The sequence below is a fragment of the Aggregatibacter sp. oral taxon 513 genome (genome assembly GCF_018128305.1).
GTDB classification, from domain to species: domain Bacteria; phylum Pseudomonadota; class Gammaproteobacteria; order Enterobacterales; family Pasteurellaceae; genus Aggregatibacter; species Aggregatibacter segnis_A.
The window spans coordinates 719,910-744,555 of the sequence record NZ_CP072381.1 but is presented as its reverse complement, the minus strand read 5'-3'; the positions used below and the strand labels follow the sequence as shown (position 1 = coordinate 744,555).

The 24,646-nt window shown below is 42.9% G+C and carries 21 protein-coding genes, 2 tRNA genes, 1 other RNA gene and 2 pseudogenes; 14 read left to right on the top strand and 12 right to left on the bottom strand.

Annotation, left to right across the window (positions count from 1 at the left end; translation table 11 throughout):
• The first annotated feature begins 21 nt into the window (after window positions 1-21).
• Window positions 22-1,785, top strand: coding sequence for a cysteine/glutathione ABC transporter permease/ATP-binding protein CydD (gene cydD, locus J5A60_RS03660; RefSeq protein WP_212510607.1), 1,764 nt, complete (start codon window positions 22-24; stop codon window positions 1,783-1,785).
• Window positions 1,785-3,518, top strand: a complete 1,734-nt coding sequence (gene cydC, locus J5A60_RS03655) for a cysteine/glutathione ABC transporter ATP-binding protein/permease CydC (RefSeq protein WP_212510606.1) — start codon at window positions 1,785-1,787, stop codon at window positions 3,516-3,518. Before cydD ends, cydC begins: the two co-directional genes overlap by 1 nt.
• Window positions 3,519-3,541: 23 nt before the next feature.
• On the opposite strand, the gene ffs is transcribed toward cydC, so the two are convergent.
• Window positions 3,542-3,640, bottom strand: an RNA gene (ffs, locus tag J5A60_RS03650) — signal recognition particle sRNA small type.
• Between the two features lie 135 nt (window positions 3,641-3,775).
• On the opposite strand from ffs, the gene tesB reads away from it, so the two are divergent.
• Window positions 3,776-4,642, top strand: a complete 867-nt coding sequence (gene tesB / locus J5A60_RS03645) for an acyl-CoA thioesterase II (RefSeq protein WP_212510605.1) — start codon at window positions 3,776-3,778, stop codon at window positions 4,640-4,642.
• Between the two features lie 15 nt (window positions 4,643-4,657).
• Complete coding sequence (locus J5A60_RS03640) at window positions 4,658-5,530, top strand: ferritin-like domain-containing protein (RefSeq protein WP_212510604.1); 873 nt, start codon at window positions 4,658-4,660, stop codon at window positions 5,528-5,530.
• Window positions 5,531-5,565: 35 nt separating this feature from the next.
• Here J5A60_RS03640 and J5A60_RS09590 read toward each other — a convergent pair whose 3' ends face one another.
• From J5A60_RS09590 to J5A60_RS03630, 3 genes are all read right to left on the bottom strand, one after another.
• Complete coding sequence (locus J5A60_RS09590) at window positions 5,566-5,694, bottom strand: lipoprotein (protein ID WP_256439085.1); 129 nt, start codon at window positions 5,692-5,694, stop codon at window positions 5,566-5,568.
• Window positions 5,695-6,432: a lipopolysaccharide kinase InaA family protein gene (locus J5A60_RS03635; protein WP_249113889.1), complete on the bottom strand. Its 738-nt coding sequence runs from the start codon at window positions 6,430-6,432 to the stop codon at window positions 5,695-5,697. It abuts the gene before it with no gap.
• A gap of 66 nt (window positions 6,433-6,498) precedes the next feature.
• Entirely contained in the window at window positions 6,499-7,143 is a 645-nt protein-coding gene (locus J5A60_RS03630) for a hypothetical protein (RefSeq protein ID WP_212510602.1), read from the bottom strand.
• Between the two features lie 83 nt (window positions 7,144-7,226).
• On the opposite strand from J5A60_RS03630, the gene J5A60_RS03625 reads away from it, so the two are divergent.
• The gene (locus tag J5A60_RS03625; protein ID WP_212510601.1) at window positions 7,227-7,811 is read left to right on the top strand and encodes a DUF1439 domain-containing protein; all 585 of its coding nucleotides are present in this window, start codon (window positions 7,227-7,229) and stop codon (window positions 7,809-7,811) included.
• A 53-nt stretch (window positions 7,812-7,864) separates the two neighbouring features.
• Here J5A60_RS03625 and nagK read toward each other — a convergent pair.
• Together nagK and J5A60_RS03615 are read right to left on the bottom strand one after the other, a co-directional pair.
• A pseudogene (gene nagK / locus J5A60_RS03620) lies at window positions 7,865-8,781 on the bottom strand (N-acetylglucosamine kinase).
• A 60-nt stretch (window positions 8,782-8,841) separates the two neighbouring features.
• The gene (locus tag J5A60_RS03615) at window positions 8,842-9,582 is read right to left on the bottom strand and encodes a phosphatase PAP2 family protein (RefSeq protein ID WP_212510600.1); all 741 of its coding nucleotides are present in this window, start codon (window positions 9,580-9,582) and stop codon (window positions 8,842-8,844) included.
• A gap of 75 nt (window positions 9,583-9,657) precedes the next feature.
• On the opposite strand from J5A60_RS03615, the gene ribA reads away from it, so the two are divergent.
• Complete coding sequence (gene ribA, locus J5A60_RS03610; protein WP_109127816.1) at window positions 9,658-10,311, top strand: GTP cyclohydrolase II; 654 nt, start codon at window positions 9,658-9,660, stop codon at window positions 10,309-10,311.
• A 134-nt stretch (window positions 10,312-10,445) separates the two neighbouring features.
• Here the strand turns inward: ribA and J5A60_RS03605 are convergent, their stop codons facing one another.
• Window positions 10,446-12,014: a peptide ABC transporter substrate-binding protein gene (locus J5A60_RS03605; protein ID WP_212510744.1), complete on the bottom strand. Its 1,569-nt coding sequence runs from the start codon at window positions 12,012-12,014 to the stop codon at window positions 10,446-10,448.
• A 37-nt stretch (window positions 12,015-12,051) separates the two neighbouring features.
• Complete coding sequence (locus tag J5A60_RS03600; protein ID WP_212510599.1) at window positions 12,052-12,417, bottom strand: YbaN family protein; 366 nt, start codon at window positions 12,415-12,417, stop codon at window positions 12,052-12,054.
• Window positions 12,418-12,542: 125 nt separating this feature from the next.
• On the opposite strand from J5A60_RS03600, the gene prlC reads away from it, so the two are divergent.
• Entirely contained in the window at window positions 12,543-14,582 is a 2,040-nt protein-coding gene (gene prlC, locus J5A60_RS03595; protein WP_212510598.1) for an oligopeptidase A, read from the top strand.
• 124 nt (window positions 14,583-14,706) lie between these two features.
• On the opposite strand, the gene crr is transcribed toward prlC, so the two are convergent.
• The 4 genes and pseudogenes from crr to rsgA all read right to left on the bottom strand — a co-directional run bounded on the left by crr (window position 14,707) and on the right by rsgA (window position 18,636).
• Window positions 14,707-15,207: a PTS glucose transporter subunit IIA gene (crr, locus tag J5A60_RS03590; protein WP_048750187.1), complete on the bottom strand. Its 501-nt coding sequence runs from the start codon at window positions 15,205-15,207 to the stop codon at window positions 14,707-14,709.
• Window positions 15,208-15,270: 63 nt separating this feature from the next.
• Window positions 15,271-16,993: pseudogene (gene ptsI, locus J5A60_RS03585) on the bottom strand (phosphoenolpyruvate-protein phosphotransferase PtsI).
• A gap of 137 nt (window positions 16,994-17,130) precedes the next feature.
• A complete protein-coding gene (gene ptsH / locus J5A60_RS03580) occupies window positions 17,131-17,391 on the bottom strand; it encodes a phosphocarrier protein Hpr (protein WP_212510743.1) in 261 nt (86 codons plus the stop codon).
• Window positions 17,392-17,595: 204 nt separating this feature from the next.
• The gene (gene rsgA / locus J5A60_RS03575) at window positions 17,596-18,636 is read right to left on the bottom strand and encodes a small ribosomal subunit biogenesis GTPase RsgA (protein ID WP_212510597.1); all 1,041 of its coding nucleotides are present in this window, start codon (window positions 18,634-18,636) and stop codon (window positions 17,596-17,598) included.
• A gap of 72 nt (window positions 18,637-18,708) precedes the next feature.
• On the opposite strand from rsgA, the gene orn reads away from it, so the two are divergent.
• The 7 genes from orn (at window position 18,709) to miaA (ending at window position 24,546) form a co-directional block, all read left to right on the top strand.
• Window positions 18,709-19,257, top strand: a complete 549-nt coding sequence (gene orn / locus J5A60_RS03570) for an oligoribonuclease (protein ID WP_212510596.1) — start codon at window positions 18,709-18,711, stop codon at window positions 19,255-19,257.
• Between the two features lie 98 nt (window positions 19,258-19,355).
• A tRNA-Gly gene (locus J5A60_RS03565) sits at window positions 19,356-19,431 on the top strand.
• Window positions 19,432-19,450: 19 nt separating this feature from the next.
• Window positions 19,451-19,526, top strand: a tRNA-Gly gene (locus J5A60_RS03560).
• A gap of 165 nt (window positions 19,527-19,691) precedes the next feature.
• Window positions 19,692-20,168 (top strand): tRNA (adenosine(37)-N6)-threonylcarbamoyltransferase complex ATPase subunit type 1 TsaE, encoded by a 477-nt coding sequence (gene tsaE, locus J5A60_RS03555; RefSeq protein ID WP_212510595.1) that lies wholly within the window; start codon window positions 19,692-19,694, stop codon window positions 20,166-20,168.
• Window positions 20,169-20,180: 12 nt separating this feature from the next.
• On the top strand, window positions 20,181-21,752 hold the full coding sequence (locus tag J5A60_RS03550) for an N-acetylmuramoyl-L-alanine amidase (protein ID WP_212510594.1): 1,572 nt from the start codon (window positions 20,181-20,183) through the stop codon (window positions 21,750-21,752).
• Window positions 21,752-23,599, top strand: a complete 1,848-nt coding sequence (mutL, locus tag J5A60_RS03545) for a DNA mismatch repair endonuclease MutL (RefSeq protein WP_212510593.1) — start codon at window positions 21,752-21,754, stop codon at window positions 23,597-23,599. Before J5A60_RS03550 ends, mutL begins: the two co-directional genes overlap by 1 nt.
• A gap of 2 nt (window positions 23,600-23,601) precedes the next feature.
• A complete protein-coding gene (miaA, locus tag J5A60_RS03540) occupies window positions 23,602-24,546 on the top strand; it encodes a tRNA (adenosine(37)-N6)-dimethylallyltransferase MiaA (RefSeq protein WP_212510592.1) in 945 nt (314 codons plus the stop codon).
• Window positions 24,547-24,646: the final 100 nt, after the last annotated feature.

Below are 24,646 nucleotides of genomic sequence, written 5' to 3'. Positions count from 1 at the left end.
GTTTCTGATACAACATAACTTATGGATAAATCTCGTCAAAAATATTTGCAACAATGGCTTCGCACACAGCAAAAGCCGATTAAAAAATATTTGAATCTCAACATTCTGCTCGCCACTTTCTCCTCAGTGATTTTAGTGGGACAGACTTATCTCTTGGCCTCTTTGCTGCATAAGCTCATTATTCTGGGCGAACCGGTCACCGGCTTGGCGCCTTACTTTATTGGCTTAGTCGTCGGCTTTGCGCTACGTGCGCTGATTTTGTGGATCCGAGAAAAAATCGGCTTCAAGTGCGGTCAATTATTACGGAATATTATTCGTCAGCAAATTTTGGATAAAATCCATCAAGTTGGTCCGGCAACGATTAACAATAAACCTGCCGGCAGCTGGGCAACCATCATGTTGGAGCAGGTAGAGAACTTGCATAATTTCTACGCCCGCTATTTACCGCAACAAGCGCTTTCCGCCATTGTGCCGATGATTATTCTGATTGCCGTGTTCCCGTTAAACTGGGCAGCCGGTTTGATTTTAATGGGCACCGCGCCGCTAATTCCTATCTTCATGATTTTGGTGGGCAAAGCGGCAGCAGACAGCAGCCAAAAGAACATGGATACCCTTGCGCGTTTAAGCGGTCAATTCCTCGATCGTCTGCGCGGTTTGGAAACCTTACGTTTATTCGACCGCACTTCCGAGCAAACCCGCCATATTGAAAACAGCACGGAAGATTTCCGTGAAACTACCATGGATGTGCTGAAAATGGCGTTCCTCTCCTCTGCCGTTCTTGAGTTTTTCACTTCGATTTCTATTGCATTAATGGCGGTGTATTTCGGTTTCAGTTATTTAGGACAAGTAGAATTCGGCAGTTACGGCACGCCGATTACACTCTTTATCGGTTTCTTCTGCCTTATTCTTGCACCGGAGTTTTATCAACCCTTACGCGATCTCGGCACCTATTATCATGACCGAGCAGCCGGTATTGGTGCGGCAGATGCCATCGTGGATTTCTTGGAAGAAGATTATTTAATCGCTCAAGGCAACAGCAAAGCGGCATTTGAAAGCCAAAGTGCGGTGGAAATTTTAGGTGAAAATGTGGTGGTTTTGTCGCCACAAGGCAAACCGCTGACAGAAGCGCTGAATTTCCATATTCCGGCGCAGAGCCACATCGCTATCGTAGGACAAAGCGGTGCCGGAAAAACCTCGCTGATCAATGCCATTTTGGGCTTTTTACCTTATGAAGGCAGCCTGAAAATCAACGGGCAAGAATTGCGCAATGTCGATTTAGCCCAATGGCGCAAACACATTGCCTGGGTCGGACAAAACCCGTTGTTGTTGCAAGGCACGATCAAAGAGAATTTATTATTGGGTGATATTCAAGCTTCCGCGCAAGAAATTGATCAGGCTTTGGCATTAGCGCAAGCGAAAGAATTTACCGACCGTCTCGGCTTAGAGGCAGAAATTAAAGAAGGTGGCATTGGCGTGTCCGTAGGGCAAGCACAACGTTTAGCCGTTGCACGTGCGCTACTGCGCAAAGGCAATTTGTTGTTATTAGATGAACCGACTGCCAGCCTTGATGCGCAATCGGAAAATCAGGTATTACAAGCCTTGCAACACATCAGTCGCCAACAAACAACCGTGATGATCACTCACCGCATTGAAGATCTGAAACAATGCAACACCATTTTAGTGATGCGCCACGGACAAATTATTCAGCAGGGGCATTTTGACCAACTGCAACATCAAGGTTTCTTCGCCGAATTATTGGCACAACGACAACAGGATATTAACTAATGCGTGCTTTATTGCCTTTTATTCGTTTATTTAAATTTGCCAAACTGCCATTAATTTTCGGTGGTTTGTTAATGATTCTAGGGCTTGCCTCCAGCATCGGGTTACTTACCCTTTCGGGTTGGTTCTTGGCGGCGACCGCCATTGCCGGCTTGGGTTCGCTCTTTAACTTTTTCTATCCGTCCGCTAGCGTACGCGGTTTAGCCATCGGGCGCACGGTGGCGCGCTATTTTGAAAAAGTCGTCACCCACGATGCCACTTTCCGCGTGTTAGCCAAATTACGCGTGCAAGTGTTTAGCAAAATTATTCCGTTAAGCCCAGGCGTGCTCAATCGCTATCGTAACAGTGATTTATTAAACCGTTTGGTCGCCGATGTGGATACCTTAGACGGACTTTATCTTCGCCTGATTGCACCGTTTATCAGCGCCATTGTGGTGATTACCTTAATTACCCTTGGATTAAGTTTTGTTCATGTGCCGCTCGCACTGTTCCTTGGCCTCACGTTACTGACCTTGTTACTGGTGATCCCAACCATTTTTTACCATCTAGGCAACAAATTCGGCGCAAAATTAACCCAATCCCGCGCGCTTTACCGCACGCAATTTGTGGAATTTATTCAGGCACAAGCAGAATTATTGTTATTTAACGGGGAAGAAAAACTAAAAGGGAAATTGAGCCAAACAGAACAACAATGGCAAGCCTATCAACAACAGGAAGCGAATTTATCGGGATTTTCCACCGCACTTTTGTTGTTCGCCAACGGCTTGGTGTTATGTATTGTGATGTGGTTTGCCGCACAAGTGGATTTGGGCAGCGATGAATACCGTGCCGCGTTGATTGGCTTGTTCGCCTTTGCCGCCCTCGCCTCGTTTGAAATTCTGATGCCTATCGGCGCCGCATTCTTGCACATCGGGCAAATGGTAGCATCAGCTGAACGGGTGACGGATATTATCGAACAGCAACCATTGGTGGATTTTTCCGGCACGCAACTTGTTGAAAGCCAAACTCAAGTGCCGTTATTGCAAATTAATCACGTTCATTTCACTTATCCGCAACGTGATAACCCGGCATTAGTGGACTTAAATCTCTCTATTCAAGCCGGTCAAAAACTTGCCATTTTAGGGAAAACCGGCAGCGGCAAATCGACGCTACTTCAATTATTGGTACGCAATTATGATGCCAACCAAGGAGAAATCTTATTCGCCGGCAATCGCATTCAAGCCTATAGCGAAAGTAGTTTACGCCAACAATTTTGTTTCTTAACGCAACGCGTGCATGTATTTAGCGACACTCTGCGTAACAACTTGCAACTGGCTACCCATGCACCATTAAGCGATGAAAAAATGATTGCCGTGCTACAACAAGTGGGCTTGGAAAAATTGGTGAATCAAGAACAAGGATTGAATTTGTGGCTGGGAGACGGCGGTCGTCCGTTATCGGGCGGTGAACAACGTCGTTTAGGCTTAGCGCGTGTGTTATTAAATGATGCGCCGATCTTGCTGTTAGATGAACCGACAGAAGGCTTGGATCGCGAAACCGAACGCAATATTCTGCAAGCGATTTTGGCACACAGTGTCGACAAGACTTTAATTATGGTGACACACCGTTTAACCGCCATTGAACAATTTGATCAACTTGTGGTGATCGATAACAGTCGATTAATTGAACAAGGTTCGTACAGCGAATTGATCAATAAAGAAAATGGCTTTTTCAAGCAACTGACACAACGTATTTAAAAGGAAGGGCTGGAAAGGTGGAAACCTTTCCGGCTTAGTCTCGGCACACGAAAATTCTGACTCTGGCTGCTTTCTTCCGAACCTGACCTGGTAAACCAGACTTCATTGCGAGGGACCGAAAAGGTTTCCATTGAATTAACCGCACGATTTGATAGCGCGATTAAGGCTTCGCATTATGCAATAAGCCCTATTGAATTGCAAATGTTATCTCCGGATCACATCAGAACAGCCTGAACTTTAAACAAACGAGGAAAACCATGACCGCACTTAACCAACTTATCGAACTGTTAAAACTGGAAAAAATCGACGATTTACTTTTTCGTGGCGCAAGCCAAGATCTTGGGTTTCGCCAAGTGTTCGGTGGTCAAGTCGTGGCGCAGGCGCTTTCTGCTGCGATTCAAGTCGCCCCTCAAGATCGTTTTTTACATTCTTGCCACGCCTATTTTCTCTCGCCGGGCGACAGCCAATATCCGATTATTTATGACGTCGAAATTTTACGCGAGGGCAGAAATTTCACGGCAATGCGGGTAAAAGCTATTCAACATAAATCACCGATTTGTCACATTACCGCCTCTTTTCAAACACTGGAACAAGGCTTTGAGCATCAAAGCGAGATGCCAAAAGTGGAAGCCCCTGATGCCTTAATGTCAGAAAGCTCGGTCATTCAGCAAATGGCACAAACCATTCCGGAAGCCGTGCGCGATAAATTTACGGCAGAACGTCCATTTGATATTCGCACCAAATATTTAAATAATCCGTTCCGTGGACACAAACTGCCACCGCAACAATTCTCTTGGGTGCGTACCAATGGCGAGGCGCCGACAGACTATCGCATTCAACAATGCCTGCTTGCCTACTTCTCTGATTTTCATTGTATTTTGACCGCACTTCATCCCCATGAAAAAGGCTTTTTACAAAAAGGCATGAAAGTCGCCACCATCGACCATTCTATTTGGTTCCATCGCCCGTTTGATATGAACGACTGGTTGCTCTATGCCATCGAAAGTAACAATGCCTACGCTGCCCGCGGCCTTGCTCGCGGTCAATTCTTCGCAGCAGATGGCAGATTAATTGCCACCACACAACAAGAAGGGTTAATTCGTTACGTTCCGGAAGAACAATAAAAAACGAGGGAAAAAATGACCGCACTTTATGCCGCTCAAGATTTTTGGCATGCCGTTACCACGGCACTGCAAACCACGGATCTGTTAGAAAAATGCCGCTTAGTGAATCATCTTTATGATGAGCTATTACCGCAGATTAAATTGGCGGAATTATCCGATTTTCCGGAAGTGACACCTGAAATGGATCTTGCCGGTATTCCGGAGAAACCGCTGCTCGTTGCACCGAAAGATGTGCCGAAACGTTCTTTCGCCACAGAGGAAGGTTATGCAGCCACCTTGCACGCTATTGCCCATATTGAATTTAATGCCATTAATTTAGGCTTAGATGCTGCTTGGCGGTTTGGCCGAAATGCACAACAAGAATTAGGCGAGGGTATGGCATTTGTAAAGGATTGGCTGCGTGTCGCACGTGAAGAAAGTACACACTTTTCCTTAGTCAACGCACATTTGCAGACCCTTGGATATCAATATGGCGATTTTGAAGCCCATGCCGGTTTATGGGAAATGGCACAGGCAACCGCGCATGATATTTGGGAGCGAATGGCATTAGTGCCGCGTGTACTGGAAGCGCGAGGGCTGGATGCCACACCTGTGTTACAAGAAAAAATTGCACAACGCAAAGATATGGCTGCCGTCAAGATTTTAGATGTGATTTTAACGGATGAGATCGGGCATGTTTATATCGGCAATCATTGGTATCATGCGCTTTCCGCCAAACGCGGATTGGATGCCATGAAATGCTTTACCGAATTGCTGCATAAATATCGAATTGTAATTTTTAAAGGGGTAATCAATACAGATGCCCGTTTACAGGCCGGGTTCACGCAACATGAATTAGATTGGATTTATGAAGTGGAACAGACATTAAAGTCGTATGTTAAACATTAAAAAATGCCCGATAAGAAATATTATCGGGCATTTTTTTAGAATCGAACGCCTGTGCCAACACCAACGCCTACGCCGACACCATTAGAACCGCCACCAACACCGACACCGACGGAACAGGCACTAAGACTCAAAACGAGAAATAATGTCATGATCAATTTTTTCATTTAGTCCTCTTTTTTCACTTGTTCAACATTCTCATATAGCCGATAAACCCCGATAAGATCGCGCTTGGCGATAGATTTAAAGGGCAACAATAAATAATAAATGAAACGATAATGTTCTACAGATGCCAACATATCCAGCCACTCCTGTGGCTCGCAACATTCACGGTATTTTCGCATAACATCGCAAATGATCTCATCGGATAATTCATCTTCACGACATAAATTATAGATAAACAGCAACAAATCACGCGCTTTTTGCTTACTTAAAGTTCGCTTGGTCGCATTCACTTCAAAATCAATAAACAACACTTGACCATCACGCCATAGAATATCGCGAATTGCCGGACGTCCGTGCACCAACCCTTGTTGATGTAAAGTCGCCAATGCCACCGCCGCATCCAATAAAATAGCGCGTTTTTGTTGTTCGGAAAGATGAAGCCCCATCCAATGGGCCACACTGTTCCCGCCGTCTTCCAACACCAAAAAATCCTCACCAAACATTTCAAGGCGCGGCACCGGCGCATCATGTTCCGCAAGATATTGCAAACTTTGAATTTCGTTTTTAAACGCTTGTTTCGGTTTCGGCTTCAAAAAATGCCACACACCGTGTAATTGTTCCGGTTGTTTTAACCAAAACTCTTTATCGTTATAAGTAAAATGATATACGCGCTCACCTTTATGCTCAGCAAGGATTTGCTGAACATATTCCTCAAAGGATAATGCGGATAATTGCGACATATTTTCGTTCCCCACAAACATAAAGTGCGGTCAAAATTAACCGCACTTTTAAGCCAATAGCCCGTGCTATTTTTTAATTAAACTTAATTTAGCCACACGATCACCGGCTAATTGACAATCCATTTTATAAAATTGGTTGCCGTTTAAACGAACATCCGCGGTAAGACGCGAATCACTGTTAGCATGATTCGCTGAACTGCGGAATACCCGTGAGGTTTGTGCAACCTGCTGAATTTTTGCAATGCAAAGGTAATTCAATTTAGCATCATTACCGGTTTTTATGTTGGACGCCCCTTTATCTGCGCTGTTGGTTCCCAACATTTTGTACAATTTAGCCCCTTCGGCGACGAACGCTTTATGCGATTCATTGGCATCATTTACGCTGTAAACTTTACCGTTTTCTTGCACAGCAGACACTTTCCCGGCTTTATAGAAAAATAATTTATTCTCGCCTTCGTGCGTAACTTTAATCAATTCCGGTTGTCCATTAAGATACGCAACATAATGGGTATTGTTATGCGTATATTCAAAGCGCGGCAATGTTTCCGCTTTTTGCACAAAAGCATTAACATCAAATTTTGCTGTGGATGTTGAGCCGGCCTCAATAACCGCCCCCGGTTTGTGAGTGTTGCTCGACGGAAATAAAGATCCGCACGCAGAGAGCAATAGAATTGAAGAACATAGTGTCGCTTTGATGATATATTGACGCATAAAAACTCCTGAAACCAATAAAAGTGCGGTCTAGTTTAACCGTTTTTTGATTTTTTTTAAACCTTACGCATTGGAGAACATCTATGTTTACATGGTTAAAACAAAAAGGCATGACTTTCATTTGTGCCTGTTTACTGACATTCACATGCTCAACTTCCGCTTTTGCCCTGGCTATCGGCGAAAGTGAAATTAACCAATTACTCAAACAACACAATCATTATAAAAACAGTTATGGCATTTCGGGACTCGCCGGCGTGGACTACAACCTGCATGATTTCAGCGCCAAAATTGGGCAAACGGGAGAAAAACGATTGGAATTAAACGGCATTATCGATGGCTTATTTCAACTCCCTACCGATAAATTTTCTGCCAAATTGAATCTCACCTTCGACACCGTGCCATATTATGATGCACAAAAAGGCGCCGTCTATTTGAAAGATATTCGTGTGCTTCGTTGGTCCGGCTCGCCACAACAGTATATGGGGCAAGTGCAAAATCTTATTCCCCTACTTGCCAGTAATATTTCCGCTTACTTGAGCAGTACACCGATTTATACGCTGGATGAAAAGAATCCTCGGGATAAAATGATCAAGCAAATCGCCAAAGCCATTCGTGTAGAACAAGGCAGACTGGAAGTGGAAACCATTGATAATTTGTTAAAACCGTAATCTTGAAGAAAAAAGAAAGGCTGAAATAAATTCAGCCTTTTTATTTTTAATCATCATTCGCGGGATAAAAACAATGCTGCCGCCCCACGCACGCCGCCGGAATCACCGTATTTAGCTTTTTTAATCACCGGTACTTTAGCGCTACGCATTAAATGTGGCGGTAGCGCTTTTGGTAACGCTTCGTATAAATAATCGAAATTGGATAATCCCCGCCCAGCACGACAAGATGCGGATCGAAAGCCGTAATAATGTTGCCGATAGAAATCGCAGCAAGCTCCACAAAAACGCCGACAAAATCCACCGCACTTTTATCGCCCGCATAGAAACGTTGAATGATGTCTTTCGCCGGTAACGCTTCACCTTTCAAATCACGGTATAGCATTTCAAAACCACGACCGGATAAATAGGTATCCAGACACGCTTTGTTGCCGCAACCGCAATCATAAATCGGCGCCTTATCCCAGCCGAGTAATTTCAACGCGTGGTAGTTCAGTTGCAAATGCCCCAGTTCCCCCGCCATGCCTGTTTGTCCTGAATGAATTTTGCCATTCAATACAAATCCACCACCAAAACCGGTGCCTAAAATCAAGCCTAACACCGAAGGATATTGTGCATTTTCAGCATCCCAAGCTTCCGATAACGCAAAACAGTTTGCATCATTCTCGGCGCGAACTTCACGGTCTAACAGCGCAGATAAATCACGCAAAATGGGTTTATTGTCTGCCACGCGAATATTAGTAATTTCAGCAATGCCGGTACTTTGGTTCACAAACCCCGGAATCCCCAACCCCACAGCCCCTTTACAACCAAATTTTTCATCGGCTTTCTTCACTAAATTGACAATGGCATTCAACCAATCTTCATAGCTGTTTTTCGGTGTTTCCACCCGCTCGCTATATTGCTTCTCCAACTGAGAATTAAACACCGCCAATTCAATTTTAGTGCCCCCAATATCAAGCCCGTATAACATACGCTTCTCCTTTTACACGACTTAACAAATACCTGAAAAACCTACCGCACTTTTAGCCACTTATTCCGTTTTTTGGAAATACTGTTTTTTCGCTAAAAATGCAAAAATCACCCAATGCACCAACCACGCAATTAACACGGAAATCAATAAATCAATCGGATAATGCATGCCGAAACGCAAGCGACTGACTAACATCAACACCGCCCAACAGCTCATAAATGCGATTAATAATTTTGCGCGCCCTTTTCGGTTACCGATTAATTGCACGAAACCCACCGTTAACATAAGCCAGCTGGCGGCAAAAATCGTATGTCCGGATGGAAAAGAATAGCCCACTTCGCTCGCGTAATGACCTTTGATCCAGTCCGGTACAGCGTCTTTCATTTGATAGAATTGCTCAACAAATTGCGCCCGTGCTTTACGATCTTGCGCATAAAAAGCCTCGGTGCTTATGCCGGTCTGCTCGGCGACATACGTCACGAAAGGTCGTGGTTCGGTAAATGCATTTTTCAATCCGGATTTCAGCCCTTGCGTCACAACCATTGAAAAAGCCATTACAGCAACAGCTAAAATCCATTGTTTTCGCTGAGGAAATAATGGTAAAAAAAGCAACGCAAAAACGCCGCAAGTGATAATGGCGTAAGGCACACTCCCACTTTCTGTCAACCAATATAAAGGATGCTCGTAGTCTTCAAAAATGAGACTGCCACTCCACTGCCAAGAGAACAACCAGACAAAAAGAGGGACAAGACAAAGCAATAGTGTATATAATGACAAACTTTTTAACATATTCATAACCATAGATAAAATTGAGCCGTCATTTTATCACCAGAACCCGGCAAAAGAAAAAGAATAAGGACAAAATAAGGACACGTTATGGCAAAAATTGAACTCGTTGCCCAAGCCAATTTACCTACAGAATTCGGGCTATTTAAAATTGTAGGATTTGAATTTCCCGACACGAAAAAAGAACATGTTGCTTTAGTCTTGGGCGATATCAGCCATTCAGAAGAACCCGTTTTAGCACGCATCCATTCCGAATGTCTCACCGGCGATGCCTTGCATAGTTTAAAATGTGACTGCGGTTTCCAGCTTGCCGCGGCATTACGCCAAATTCAACAAGAAGGTCGCGGCGTATTGATTTATCACCGTGAAGAAGGTCGCGGCATTGGCTTAATTAATAAAATTCGCGCTTATTCCTTACAAGATAAAGGCATGGATACCATCGAGGCAAATTTGGCTTTAGGGTTTGCTGCGGATGAACGTAATTTTAGCGTATGCGCAGACATTTTCGATTTATTGGGTGTCAAACAAATTCGCTTACTCACCAATAACCCGGAAAAAATCGAAACAATGAAACAATCCGGCATCAATGTGGTAGAACGAGTGCCGTTGAATGTTGGGGAAAATCGCTATAACACCGCTTATTTGGATACCAAAGCTAAAAAAATGGGCCATTTTATCGTGCATAACGGCGAACAACATTTAATGGAATGCCCGTATTGCCAAGAAGAAGTGCCGAAAAAATAACAGACTCACATTAAATAAAAAAGCACAAACGTTCATTGCGTTTGTGCTTTTTGTTTTTCTAAGGCAGCTATCTCAAATATCTATCCAAGCATACTTTTAACACTTAAATAAACGTTCCTATTTTCAACCGCACTTTACTCAATCCGTCTAAACAAATCCTTGCTGTAAATAGCCTCTGTTGGATTGGCTGAGTCGTAACCGTTTAAGGTTGGATGAAGATAAACAGGAAGCCGAGACTGATATAGTGGCAACACCACATTTTCTTCCTGCAAAATTTGCTCAATTCGGCTATAAAGTGCGGTGCGTTCCGCCGATGGAATCACCTTCAAGCTTTGCTCAAACAAACGATCCACTTCTTCGTTACGATAACCGCTTTTATTATCTGGACTATGACTATAAAACAAACTTAAAAATGCGGAGGGTTCGTTATAATCAGCACACCAACCGGAACGGGCAATATGGAAATTGCCTTTGGCAATATTTTCTAATAACTGTGATTTCGGCATGCCTTCGCCAATAATTCGGATCATATCTGACTGTGACCACATACGAATCACCCCTTGCACTAACTGATTCTGCAATTCAGATTGTTCGTAACTCAAGGTCAGTTTTAACGGCGCTTTTTCGCTAATTTGACCTTGGCTCAATAATTGTTCTACCGGTGTTTGTTCCCAGTGACTTTCCGCCGTTTGCATAGACTGCGGTAAAAAATTATCCGTTAAATAGAACCGACTTGGGTTTTCAGGCAATAAGCGACGAGGAGATGTCAGCATCGCCAAGGCTTTACGCACGGAACTTTGTGCCAATTGTGGCATGTTGAAATTAAACGCATAGAAATAAGTACAGAGTTGCGGGAAATATTGTGTCCGTTCAACGTATTGTTGCGGTTGCCACACAATATCTAATGCGCCCACTTCCTGTTGTGAGGTGATTTTTTGATAATCCACGTTTTTGAAGGAAACTTTTTCTTTCGCCCAATAGTGTGGATTCTGTTCTAGATGAATAAGCTCACCTTGCTGACCGCTGACTTGATACGCCCCATTGGTCACGATGCCTTCATGAGGTTGCAAATATTGCGGCAACAAGCTGCTATGAGCCAGCATGTGTGGCAAATATGGCGTTGGTTTATCTAAGGTTAAGCGTAAAGTGCGGTCGTTTTCCGCCACGACTCCCAGCGCCTCCGGTGGCAGTTCTTGCTTCAATACTTTCTCTGCATTGAGCAGATTCATGTACGCCAGATAATCTTTTAACGGGCTATTAGATTTCGCCAATGCCTGCCAGCTTGCCACGAATTGCTGAGCCGTCACGGACTCACCATTGGACCATTTAGCGGTTTCGCGTAACGTAAATTGCCACGTTTTATTGTCTTGAGTTTGCCAATTTTCCGCCATCGCCGGCACGATATTGCCTTTGGCATCGTAAATCACCAATCCTTCAAAAAGATCACGCAGAAAAGCAACTTGATCAATGTTAGACGCTTGTTGTGGATTGAGAAATAAATCGGAATAAACACCGCGAACTAATCGTTGGCGACGGGATTGAGAGAATTCCGGTGTTGCAGATGCATCAACTGTTAGAGAGGTTTCGGCGGGCTTTTGAGCGTTTTTATCACATCCGTTGAGAAAAAAAACACCTAAAAAAAGCACCGCACTTTTAAATTGAAAAAGACGAAAAGCAGAAAGTGGAAAGTGAGCAACACGCATAGGAATCAATTTATGAAAAAGTGAGTGCATTATACACCTATTCTTCTTCCAGCGTTTTAATCCAGAAAAAGAAAAACCAATATTTAATCAATAACACGGTAATAATAACACTTTTGCCAATCCAACTCGGAGTGAAATAAAACCCGGCTAGCAACATTGATGTAGAAAGCATCAAAATAGAAATTTTGGTCTTCATAGTCAGCGCTCGCTGTTCATGAAAATCTTTCAAATGCTTTTGATAGATCTTAGATCCGACAAACCACCGATGTACTCGCTCGGAACCTTTGGCAAAAAAGAAGACGGTTAATAATAAAAACGGCGTAGTCGGCAAATATGGCACAATAATACCAATAATACCGACGGCTAAAAAGAAAAAACCCAATCCGGTATAAAAATACTTCATGTGAAATCCTCAAAATAAAAATTATTCGCAATTATCCCTGAATGGCTAGATTTTTCAACCTTGAAATCATAAAATCGAGCCCAATTTTACTCACTACGTTTATTTATATTATTAAGGATAGCTTCATGACAAACCCATTACTGACGCCAACCGCACTTCCTGCATTTTCTAAAATTGAACCGCAATACATTGAATCCGCCATCAAACAACTTATTCAAGAAAACCGCGAAACCGTAGAACGCGTGGTAAATCAACCGCACTTTACTTGGGAAAATTTCATTCTACCGTTAACCGAAGCCGGTGATCGTTTAAGCAAAGTATGGTCGCCAATCTCTCATTTAAACTCAGTGAAAAATAGCCCGGAATTACGTGAAGCCTATCAAGCCTGTTTGCCATTATTAGCCGAATACAGCACTTGGGTCGGTCAACATCAGGGGTTATATGAAGCCTATTTACAATTAAAAAATAGCCCTGAATTTGCCGGCTATACTCAAGCGCAAAAGAAAGCCATTGAAAACAGCTTGCGCGATTTCAAATTATCGGGCATTTCCTTGCCGGCAGAAAAACAAAAACGCTATGGCGAGATTGCTGCCCGCTTGTCCGAACTGAATTCACAATTTAGCAATAACGTATTAGACGCCACCATGGGCTGGGAAAAGATCGTTGAAGATATCAACCTGCTCAAAGGCTTACCGGAATCCGCACTGGAAGCGGCCAAACAATCCGCGGAAAGCAAAGGTGTCACAGGTTATCGCTTCACCTTGGAATACCCAAGCTATATTCCCGTAATGACGTATTGTGAAAACCGTGAATTACGCGAGGAAATGTATCGCGCCTTTGCCACCCGCGCGTCCGATCAAGGGCCAAATGCCGGTAAATGGGATAACTCGGCGATTATGCAAGAGATCCTCACTCTACGCGTGGAATTAGCCAAATTATTGGATTTCAACACCTACACCGAATTATCCCTTGCCACCAAAATGGCGGAAAATCCGCAACAAGTGTTGGATTTCTTAGAAAATCTCGCCACACGTTCTAAAGCCCAAGGCGAACGTGAATTGCAAGAATTAAAAGACTTCTGCAAAACACATTATAATTTGACCGCACTTGAGCTTTGGGATCTGTCTTTTTACAGCGAAAAACAAAAGCAACATTTATATGCCATCAACGATGAAGAATTGCGTCCGTACTTCCCGGAAGATCGCGTATTGAGCGGTTTATTTGAATTGATTAAACGCATTTTTAATATTCGCGCGGTGGAACGCCATGGCGTCGAAACCTGGCATAAAGATGTGCGTTTCTTCGATTTACTTGATGAAAAAGATGACGTACGCGGTAGCTTCTATTTAGACTTATACGCTCGTGAACATAAACGCGGTGGCGCTTGGATGGACGATTGTATCGGTCGTCGTAAAACGATTGACGGCAGCCTACAAAAACCGGTGGCGTACTTAACCTGTAACTTCAATCGCCCACTTGGCGACCAACCGGCCTTATTCACGCATGATGAAGTCACGACGCTATTCCATGAATTCGGTCATGGATTGCATCATATGTTGACACAAATTGATGTGGCCGATGTGGCCGGTATTAATGGTGTGCCTTGGGATGCCGTGGAATTGCCAAGCCAATTTATGGAAAACTGGTGCTGGGAGGAAGAGGCGCTACAGTTCATTTCCGGTCATTATCAAACCGGCGAACCGCTACCAAAAGAGAAACTCAGCCAATTACTTAAAGCCAAAAATTTCCAAGCTGCGATGTTTGTTTTGCGTCAGTTAGAATTTGCGCTGTTTGATTTCCGCTTGCACCACACATTTGATCCGAACAAGCAAAATCAAGTGTTAGCGATGTTACACGAAGTGAAAAGCCAAGTTGCCGTCATCCCTGGCGCAGAATGGGGAAGAATGCCACATAGCTTCAGTCATATTTTTGCCGGTGGCTATGCGGCAGGCTATTACAGCTATTTATGGGCGGAGGTTTTATCGGCAGATGCCTACTCGCGTTTTGAAGAAGAAGGGATTTTCAATGCCCAAACCGGCCAATCCTTCTTGGATGAAATTCTCACCAAAGGCGGCTCTGAAGAACCGATGACCTTGTTCAAAAACTTCCGTGGCCGCGAACCACAGTTAGATGCGTTGCTGCGTCACAAAGGTATTGCAAACTAAAAATGCTGAAAAAAATGACCGCACTTTTGCGGCAATCAAAGTGCGGTCATTATTCAATGTGTTTTTGAACTTATAAAAAAGGCTTACTCATAACAAGTAAGCCTTTCGCTTCTTTAAAATCTATTTATTTTTTCAACACCAACACAACGGAATCTCCGGCAACCACTTCACCGGATTTTTTCTCCATATTGGTGATTTCATCCATGTTGGAAATCACCACTGGGGTTAACACAGATTTCGCTTTGGCTTCCAATAAGGCTAAATCCAATTCGATAATGGTGTCACCACGTTTAACGCTTTGACCTTCTTGCGCCACGCGAGTAAAACCTTCACCTTTTAATTCAACGGTATCAATACCAAAGTGAACGAATAACTCAACGCCTTCTTTGGATTCCATAGAAAACGCGTGATTGGTTTCAAAGATTTTACCGACAACGCCATCTACCGGTGCAACCAGTTTGTTACCGGTTGGACGAATTGCAATACCGTCGCCAACAATTTTTTCGGAGAAAACAACATCCGGAACATCTTCAATATTCACGATTTCACCAGAAAGCGGTGCATAGATTTCTACATCAACCGCTTTCTTATCTTTTGAGCCAAATAGTTTGTCAAATAAACCCATTTTTTATCATCTCCTGAAGTTTAAAATCTGGTCTTATTCTAGCTTAAAAAGCGAAAATTGTATCTAATTTAATGCTTTTTCTGCTAAAAAATCAGCAACTAAGCGCTCAATTTCGGCAGCCGTTGGTTGCTGTAACGCTTTTTCAGCCAAGAGTTTTGCATCTTGATAATTGACGTTACGAATTAATTTCTTAATGCGTGGCACAGAAATTGCACTCATACTAAACTCATCCAAGCCCATACCTAATAGTAAAATAGTGGCATTTTCATCACCGGCTAATTCACCACACATGCCGGTCCATTTTCCTTCCGCATGAGATGCATCAATAACCTGTTTAATTAAACTCAGCACAGACGGACTCATTGGGTTATACAAATGAGAAATGAGTTCATTGCCACGATCCACGGCCAACGTATATTGGGTTAAATCGTTCGTACCAATACTGAAGAAATCGACCTCTTTTGCTAAGAATTTGGCATTCACCGCAGCGGATGGCGTTTCCACCATCACACCGATTTGAATATTTTCATCAAAATCTTTGCCTTCATTGCGTAATTCAACTTTTAATTCTTCAATCACAGATTTAAGCTCTCGAATTTCTTCCACAGAAATGATCATCGGAAACATAACGGCTAATCGACCGTAAGCAGATGCGCGTAACACTGCTCTTAATTGCGCATTTAAAATTTCACGACGATCCAACGCAATACGAATAGCACGCCAACCGAGGAATGGGTTCATTTCTTTCGGCAAATTCAAATACGGCAATTCTTTATCGCCACCGATATCCATGGTACGCAATATCACCAAGTTACCATTCATGGCTTCCACTACTTCTTTATAAGCAATAAATTGCTCTTCTTCGGTTGGTAGCTGATCGCGATCCATAAACAACAGTACGATATAAACCCACACCTTCTGCACCATTACGCTCTGCCCCTTCAACATCGCGAATGGTCCCAATATTGGCCACCACATCCACACGGTGTCCATCTAACGTCAATGCCGGTAAATCTTTTAATTTTGCCAATTCGGCTTTTTCTTCCGCTAACTTCGCTTGCAATGTTTTTAGACGTTGGATTTCGTCTTGGGAAGGGTTAACGTAAACCGCATTATTTAAGGCATCAAGAATTAAGAAATCACCGGTGTTCACCAACTCGGTAACATTGTTCGTCCCCACAATTGCCGGTAATTCAAGAGAACGTGCCATAATGGACGTATGTGATGTGCGACCGCCGATATCCGTCACAAAACCTAACACTTTATCTAAATTTAACTGTGCCGTTTCAGAGGGCGTTAAATCATAGGCAACTAAAATCGCTTCTTCATTAATTTCGCCTAAATCAACAATGTGCATCCCTAAAATATTTTTAATCAATCGATTGCCAATGTCGCGAATATCACCGGCACGTTCTTTTAAGTATTCGTCATCAATTTCAGACAACATGGCGACTTGCTGATCAATAATTACATTGGCAGCTACGGCAGCATTCACCTTATTTGAACGAAGATAATCAAGAATTTCTTCCTCTAACTCCTCATCTTCCAGAATCATCAAATGGCCTTCGAAAATCGCCGCTTTTTCTTCCCCTAAAGAAGCATAAGCACGATCTTTTATTGAATTTAATTGTTCAACTGCCGCACTGCGCCCTTCATAAAAACGCGCGATTTCGGCATCAATTTGGCTCTCTTTAATTTTTTGCGTATCCAGAACAATTTTTTCTTCTTTAAGGACAAGCGCTTTACCAAAAACAATGCCTGGAGAGGCTGGAATTCCTGAAATCATAATGACCTTCTCTATTATCTAAATTCATTGATGTAAATTGAACAAAAATCAATCACCGAACAAATAAAACAAAGCCATAACTCACGGCTCTCCATGCTTTTATTAAAAACATAAGAACGCAAATTATGGCGAAAGAATTATTCTAACGTAGGAATTAATGCAACAAGATGTTCAACCGCTTTTTCTGCATCTTCACCTTCAGCAGAAATCGTAATCACCGTCCCTTGAGTTAATGCTAATGTTTGTAATTTAAATAAACTTTTTGCACTCGCACTTTTTCCTGCAGAAGTAACTGTAATATCTGCGGCAAATGCTTTGGCTTCTTTTACAAATTGTGCCGCTGGACGAGTATGCAAGCCGTTAGGTGCTGTGATTTCAACATCTTTTGATGTACATATAATTTTCCTCTGGAAAAAGTGGATGGGATTCGTCAAATATTTATTTAAATAATTAAAATAAATATGATGCAGTATCAGACGAACACAATGAATGCGCAAGACGATTTGGCTTAAAATTTGAATTAGATCACAAAAAAAAAGAAAAATCGGTCATTTCATTAACTAAAAGTTAACATGTCATACCTAAAAAATGGTAAACCACTTTTATTCAGCAGAAAAATGGCGCTGCGATTTCATTTCTTTTTTACTGGTTAACAAACGATGGTAGTTTTCATAGCGAACAGCACTGATTTTGCCTTCTTCTACCGCCTGACGTAAGGCACATCCGGGATCATTTAAATGCTTACAATCACGGAACTTACAAGTACCCAGCACAGTTTGAAATTCACGATATCCTTTTGTAATCTGTTCATCTTCCAAATGCCACAAACCAAATTCACGGATGCCCGGCGAATCAATTAAACTGCCACCTTGCGGTAAATGATATAAACGAGAGGAAGTAGTGGTGTGTTGTCCAAGACCCGAGGTTGAACTAATTTCTCCGACCAACGCGTCCACCTCCGGCAAGACAGCATTAATCAAACTGGATTTTCCTACACCGGATTGCCCTACAAAAATAGACACGCCATCCGATAAAAGTGCGGTCAGTTTTTCCAGATTTTTTTTATTTTGCGCTGAAACCATCAGCGTTTGATAGCCAATATTGCGATAAATTTCCAACTGCGAATCCACGTCTTGCCATTGTTGTTCCGTCAACATATCGGCTTTATTCAACACAATAATGGGTTCAATGTTGGCTTCTTCGCACACCACCAAATAACGATCAATAATATTCAGCGACAAACTCGGCAGTACGGAAGAAATGATGATAATACGATCAATATTGGCAGCGATGACTTTAATGCCGTCATAGTAATCCGGACGGGAAATTTCATTTTTACGCGGATGAACCCCTTCAATCACGCCACTTACACCTTGCAACTGCTCATTACCTTGTCGCCAGATCACACGATCGCCCACGACAACACTCACCAATGTGCGACGCAAGTTACAACGAAAAATCTCGCCTTGCGCATTTTCCACATCCGCATGACGGGCATAGCGCGTGACGACCAAACCATCTTGCGAATCGCCCAGCATATCATCCTGCCAATCAATGTCTTTCTTCTGATGGCGATGTAATACCTTATTATTATTGGATTGAATTCGGCGTTTTTGATTTTGCGTTAATTTTGGTTTACTCATACAAAGTGCGGTCGTTTTTTATAGCGTTTTTCGCTAGAATAAGGAAAATTTTCGCATAGGATACCTTATATAATGACATTAGATAAACAAAATCTGATCTGGATTGATCTTGAAATGACAGGCTTAGATCCGGAAAAAGAACGCATTATTGAAATTGCAACCATTGTGACCGATAAAAATTTAAATATTCTTGCCGAAGGCCCTGTTCTAGCCGTCCATCAATCTGACGAATTACTCAATAAAATGAGCGACTGGTGCATGAAAACCCACACGGCAAACGGGCTGGTTGAACGCGTTAAAAACAGCAAATTAACCGAACGTGCGGCAGAATTACAAACCTTGGATTTTCTCAAAAAATACGTTCCCAAAGGGGTATCACCGATTTGTGGTAACAGTGTGGCACAAGACAAACGCTTTCTCTTTAAATATATGCCGGAACTTGCAGACTACTTTCACTATCGCCACCTTGATGTCAGTACATTAAAAGAATTAGCCGCCCGCTGGAAACCGGAAATTCTGGACGGCTTTAGTAAACAAAACACCCATTTGGCATTAGACGATATTCGCGAATCCATCAAAGAACTCGCTTACTATCGCGAACATTTTTTAAAGATAGACTAAATCGACGAATATATAAACAAGCGCATCATTTTCATGATTTTATACTTGCACTGTCTAAAAATATTCGTATAATGCCGTCTCATTCATTTGATGTGAATGCGGGAATAGCTCAGTTGGTAGAGCACGACCTTGCCAAGGTCGGGGTCGCGAGTTCGAGCCTCGTTTCCCGCTCCATTCTCAACATCAAATCTCTGCGGGAATAGCTCAGTTGGTAGAGCACGACCTTGCCAAGGTCGGGGTCGCGAGTTCGAGCCTCGTTTCCCGCTCCAAATTGACAATCCCTCGCATTTGCGGGGGATTTTTTTTATGCTTAACAAGTAACTTTCACGATGACATTTGTGCCATGACTCTTGGCAACCTTACGTAATCATAAAACTACATAATTCCCTCAAAGTGCGGTACAATCCAGCCTTATTTTTCAACCGATGAAGAAGATGACTGAAACATTAATTCAATATATTTCTGATGAAAATGCCATGTGTAATTTTGGCAAAAAACTCATTAATGCCATTTGCCAAGTACCCAATCATAAAAGCATTACACTCTATCTGAACGGAGAACTCGGTGCGGGAAAAACCACATTAAGCCGTGGCATGATTCAGGCGTTGGGTTATCAAGGCAATGTAAAAAGCCCTACTTATACGCTCGTGGAAGAATATAAAATTTCGGGAAAGAATATTTATCATTTTGACTTATATCGCCTGTCTGATCCGGAAGAACTTGAATTTATGGGCATTCGCGATTACTTCGCAGAAAACACGATTTGTTTAATTGAGTGGGCGGAAAAAGGTGCCGGTTTGCTCTCTGCACCGGATTTACTCGTCAATATTCATTACGCTGAACATGCCCGCAATATTGAATTAATTGCTAAATCTGAAACCGGTCGACACATTATTGAAAAACTGAATTAACCCTTTATCACAATGAAACCCAAAACGATGTTTAGATTTCTTTTGATTAACAGCCTTTTCTTTTTTGCGCTCTCCGCGTTTGCAAATAATACTTGGACGATAGCGATCGACCCGGGCCATGGTGGGAAAGACCCTGGCGCAATCGGACTCAATCTCAAAATTTATGAAAAAAATGTCACACTTTCCATCGCCAAAGAATTAAAAGCGTTACTGGATAAAGATCCTCACTTCCGTGCAGTACTCACCCGTAACGGCGATTATTTTATTTCCGTGCCGCAGCGTTCCGAAATTGCCCGCAAATACAAGGCCAATTATTTAGTTTCCATCCATGCCGATTCCTCCGAAACCCCGAATTTACGCGGCGCTTCAGTGTGGGTTCTTTCCAATCGCCGTGCCAATGATGAAATGGGGCAATGGCTGGAAGATCATGAAAAACGTTCAGAATTACTCGGCGGCGCCGGTAACGTGCTTGCTTCACACAATGAAAAATATTTAGATCAAACCGTATTGGATTTGCAATTTGGTCATAGCCAACGCGTCGGATATGAATTAGGCAACATCGTTTTACGCCACTTTTCCCAAATTGCCTCTTTAAGCCGTCCAACGCCGCGCCATGCCAGCCTTGGCGTATTGCGCTCACCGGATATTCCCTCCATTTTGGTTGAAACCGGCTTTCTATCTAATCAAGAAGAAGAGCTTAAATTAAGTACGCCGGCATACCGTAAAAAAATCGCCCAAGTTATTTACAACGGCTTAGTGGAGTACCACCGTAAAAACTATAAAGACGAACCTGAAATTGCCACGGTAAAAACGCCTGAAAAATCTACCGCACTTGAGACAAACGATAGCGCTTTACGCCACACCGTAAAATCTGGTGAAAGTCTAACAAAACTTGCGGCCAAATACGGCGTAAAAGCAGCGGACATTCTTACGTTGAATAAATTAAAACGCAAAGAATTGCGAATCGGCGAAACCATTAAAATTCCAAGTAACGGCAAAAATAACGTCAAGGAAAGCGTTGAAGAAAAAGAGAGTCAAACACAAGTTTCTCAGGAAAACCCCCAAGAGATTAAATCTGTCGACATTAAAGATAGTGGTATTCGTCATACCGTAAAACGAGGCGAATCCTTAGGTAAATTAGCCTTAAAATATAAAGTTTCCTCTGCTGACATCCTTACGTTCAATAAACTCAAGCGAAAAGAACTCTTGGTGGGTGAAACCCTGAAAATTCCGGGAGACGCCAAAATAGAAGAAGTAAAAACAGAAAAAACACCAAAAACAAACGCTCCAAACGCTAAGGAAACCAAATCGACAGAAACTAAGGCTGCGGATAAAAGTAAAAAACAAGAGAAATCCAATAACAGCCCTACTAAGCCGAAAGAGCAAAGTAAAAATAAGGTGGAAGTCAAAGAAGCAATACCGAAATTCCATACGGTGCAAAAAAATGAAACGCTTTACTCCATCGCGCGAGAATATAAAGTTTCACCGAATAACCTGTTGAAATTAAACCCAAAATTAAAAGATGGCAAAGTGTTAAGCGGACAAAAAATCCAACTGCTTGACGATAATCCAGGGAAAAAATAATGACCATACGTATTTTATCGCCACAATTAGCCAACCAAATTGCTGCCGGAGAAGTGGTGGAACGCCCTGCTTCGGTGGTAAAAGAATTAGTGGAAAACAGCCTGGATGCCGGTGCCGATAAAATTCAAATTGATATTGAAAACGGCGGCGCCAGTCTTATTCGGATTCGCGACAACGGCATTGGTATTGCCAAGGAAGAATTGGCTTTAGCACTTGCCCGTCACGCCACCAGTAAAATCGCTGATCTTGCCGATTTGGAAGCCATTTTAAGTTTGGGATTCCGTGGCGAAGCCCTTGCCAGCATCAGTTCTGTTTCCCGTTTGACTCTAACCTCTCGTACCGCAGAACAAAATGAAGCTTGGCAGGTATATGCCCAAGGCCGCGACATGGAAACGACTATTCAACCCGCATCCCATCCAGTGGGAACGACAGTTGAAGTGGCAAATTTATTTTTTAACACGCCCGCCCGTCGCAAATTTTTACGTTCCGAGAAAACCGAATTTTCTCATATTGATGAAGTCATTCGTCGTATTGCCTTGGCCAAATTTAATATCAGTTTTACCCTCACGCATAATGGCAAAGTATTACGCCAATACAAAAGTGCGGTCACGAATGAACAAAAATTAAAACGTGTTGCAGCGATTTGTGGCGATGATTTTATTCAGAATGCATTGCAAATTGATTGGAAACACGATGATCTGCATTTATCCGGCTGGGTAGCTACGCCATACTTTCACCGCCCGCAAAATGATTTAAATTATTGTTATGTGAATGGGCGGGTGGTGCGCGATAAAATCATTACTCACGCTATCCGTCAGGCCTATGCAGACTATTTAACCAACGATCAGTACCCTGCTTTTGTGCTGTTTATTGATCTTAATCCAAATGATGTTGATGTGAACGTACATCCTACCAAACATGAAGTGCGTTTCCAGCAATCTCGTTTGGTACATGATTTCATCACTCAAGGCATCAGCAATGCATTAGCCTCCGAGCCAATGCCGTTGAACACACCGCCAACAGAATGTGGCGTGGAAGAACCTGCCGGTGCATGGGAAGTTTCAACGCATACGAAACCTAATCGTTCGGCTGCGGGACAAAATATATTTGCCCAACCGATGGTTCATTCTGCCAATACCTACATAGGAAATAGATATCACGAACCACCAAAACAGCAGCAAAATCCACCGCACTTTTATGGTAGCTCGTTCCCTCGTGAGCCGATAACACCGAAGGTACTCGAGGCGCATAACGCATTGTGGGCGTCTTCGGAGAAACACGTGCAAAGCAACGTAACCGAAGTCAAAAAGCCAAATACCAATTTCTTGCACGCCCTTGCATTAATTCAACATAAAGCCTTGTTGTTACAGCAAGAACAACGTTTTTACTTGCTCTCGCTTGCGTGTTTGCAACAACTCAAACAAACGCTGAATTTAACTTTAGCGCCAACCTCTCAACCATTGTTAATTCCAATTATTTTCCGTTTATCGGATGCGCAATGGCAGGCATGGCTTCAACAAAAAGCCTTTTTCGAGCAAATCGGCTTTGTTTTTATGGAAGAAGCGGCACAACATAAAATCACGTTACAAAAAGTATCGGCACATTTGCGCCAACAAAACTTACAACACATGATTGTGTCGTTATTGAATCAATCTTTCGAAAATTTACCTGAATTTTTGACCGCACTTTTGGCACCTTTAGCCTCCCCGCCAATCACCGTGCTTGCCGATGCGGTAAATTTACTGACTGAAACAGAACAATTACTCGCGAAACAGCAGCAAATTCGCCTGTTAGATTTACTCGTCGAAATTGACTGGCAGCCTTATTTAACTCAATTAACCCGCTAACTATGCAGCATTCAGAACACAAACCTTTAGCGATTTTTTTAATGGGGCCTACCGCCTCCGGCAAAACGGATTTGGCAATCCAGTTGCGCCAACAATTGCCCGTGGAAGTTATCAGTGTGGATTCTGCCCTGATTTATCGCGGCATGGACATTGGCACGGCGAAACCCTCAAAAGCCGAACTGGCACTGGCACCTCATCGTTTAATTGATATTTGCGATCCGTCAGAAAGTTATTCTGCGGCAAATTTCCGCACAGATGCTTTACGCGAAATGCAAGAGATTAGCGCACAAGGCAAAATCCCCTTATTGGTGGGCGGCACAATGTTGTATTACAAAGCCTTATTGGAAGGTCTGTCGCCCCTCCCCTCCGCCGACGAAAAAGTGCGGTCGGAAATTGAGGCAAAAGCAGCACTTATCGGTTGGGGTGGATTACACCAAGAACTCAGTAAAATCGATCCGATTTCAGCACAACGCATTAACCCGAACGACTCGCAACGGATTAACCGCGCATTAGAAGTCTTTTATTTAACTGGTAAGACCTTAACGGAATTAACGGCACAAAAAGGCGAGGCCTTGCCGTATGACATTCTGCAATTTGCGATTGCACCGGAACAACGAGAGGTCTTACATCTTCGAATTGAGCAACGTTTTCACAAAATGATTGAACTTGGTTTTCAGCAAGAGGTCGAAAAATTGTGCCGTCGTCCCGACTTAAACGAGAACCTGCCGTCTATTCGCTGTGTGGGTTATCGACAAATGTGGGAATATTTACGCGGTGATTATGACCACGATGAGATGATTTTTCGTGGTATCTGCGCCACCCGCCAATTAGCAAAACGCCAGATCACTTGGCTACGTGGTTGGACATCACCGATTCAATGGTTGGATAGTTTGCACCCGGCTCAAGCCCTTGAAAAAGTATTAACATCGGTTTCAACGAAAGCGTAAAACACAGATTGCGCCTAGTGACTTTCAATATAATTGTTGCTATATTGATTTGCGGAGGCATACAGCTTGCTGTATTGTTTTAATTCATCATTTTTTACAA

Excerpts from the sequence above, each read along its gene's own strand:
- tsaE (WP_212510595.1), top strand. The coding sequence starts at position 19,692 with ATGACTGAAACATTAATTCAATATATTTCTGATGAAAATGCCATGTGT.
- J5A60_RS03550 (WP_212510594.1), top strand. The coding sequence starts at position 20,181 with ATGAAACCCAAAACGATGTTTAGATTTCTTTTGATTAACAGCCTTTTC.
- J5A60_RS03615 (WP_212510600.1), bottom strand. The coding sequence starts at position 9,582 with ATGGTTATGAATATGTTAAAAAGTTTGTCATTATATACACTATTGCTT.
- ribA (WP_109127816.1), top strand. The coding sequence starts at position 9,658 with ATGGCAAAAATTGAACTCGTTGCCCAAGCCAATTTACCTACAGAATTC.
- crr (WP_048750187.1), bottom strand. The coding sequence starts at position 15,207 with ATGGGTTTATTTGACAAACTATTTGGCTCAAAAGATAAGAAAGCGGTT.
- J5A60_RS03635 (WP_249113889.1), bottom strand. The coding sequence starts at position 6,432 with ATGTCGCAATTATCCGCATTATCCTTTGAGGAATATGTTCAGCAAATC.
- orn (WP_212510596.1), top strand. The coding sequence starts at position 18,709 with ATGACATTAGATAAACAAAATCTGATCTGGATTGATCTTGAAATGACA.
- miaA (WP_212510592.1), top strand. The coding sequence starts at position 23,602 with ATGCAGCATTCAGAACACAAACCTTTAGCGATTTTTTTAATGGGGCCT.
- J5A60_RS03600 (WP_212510599.1), bottom strand. The coding sequence starts at position 12,417 with ATGAAGTATTTTTATACCGGATTGGGTTTTTTCTTTTTAGCCGTCGGT.
- J5A60_RS03605 (WP_212510744.1), bottom strand. The coding sequence starts at position 12,014 with ATGCGTGTTGCTCACTTTCCACTTTCTGCTTTTCGTCTTTTTCAATTT.
- rsgA (WP_212510597.1), bottom strand. The coding sequence starts at position 18,636 with ATGAGTAAACCAAAATTAACGCAAAATCAAAAACGCCGAATTCAATCC.
- mutL (WP_212510593.1), top strand. The coding sequence starts at position 21,752 with ATGACCATACGTATTTTATCGCCACAATTAGCCAACCAAATTGCTGCC.
- prlC (WP_212510598.1), top strand. The coding sequence starts at position 12,543 with ATGACAAACCCATTACTGACGCCAACCGCACTTCCTGCATTTTCTAAA.
- tesB (WP_212510605.1), top strand. The coding sequence starts at position 3,776 with ATGACCGCACTTAACCAACTTATCGAACTGTTAAAACTGGAAAAAATC.
- J5A60_RS03630 (WP_212510602.1), bottom strand. The coding sequence starts at position 7,143 with ATGCGTCAATATATCATCAAAGCGACACTATGTTCTTCAATTCTATTG.
- J5A60_RS03625 (WP_212510601.1), top strand. The coding sequence starts at position 7,227 with ATGTTTACATGGTTAAAACAAAAAGGCATGACTTTCATTTGTGCCTGT.
- J5A60_RS09590 (WP_256439085.1), bottom strand. The coding sequence starts at position 5,694 with ATGAAAAAATTGATCATGACATTATTTCTCGTTTTGAGTCTTAGTGCC.
- cydC (WP_212510606.1), top strand. The coding sequence starts at position 1,785 with ATGCGTGCTTTATTGCCTTTTATTCGTTTATTTAAATTTGCCAAACTG.
- J5A60_RS03640 (WP_212510604.1), top strand. The coding sequence starts at position 4,658 with ATGACCGCACTTTATGCCGCTCAAGATTTTTGGCATGCCGTTACCACG.
- cydD (WP_212510607.1), top strand. The coding sequence starts at position 22 with ATGGATAAATCTCGTCAAAAATATTTGCAACAATGGCTTCGCACACAG.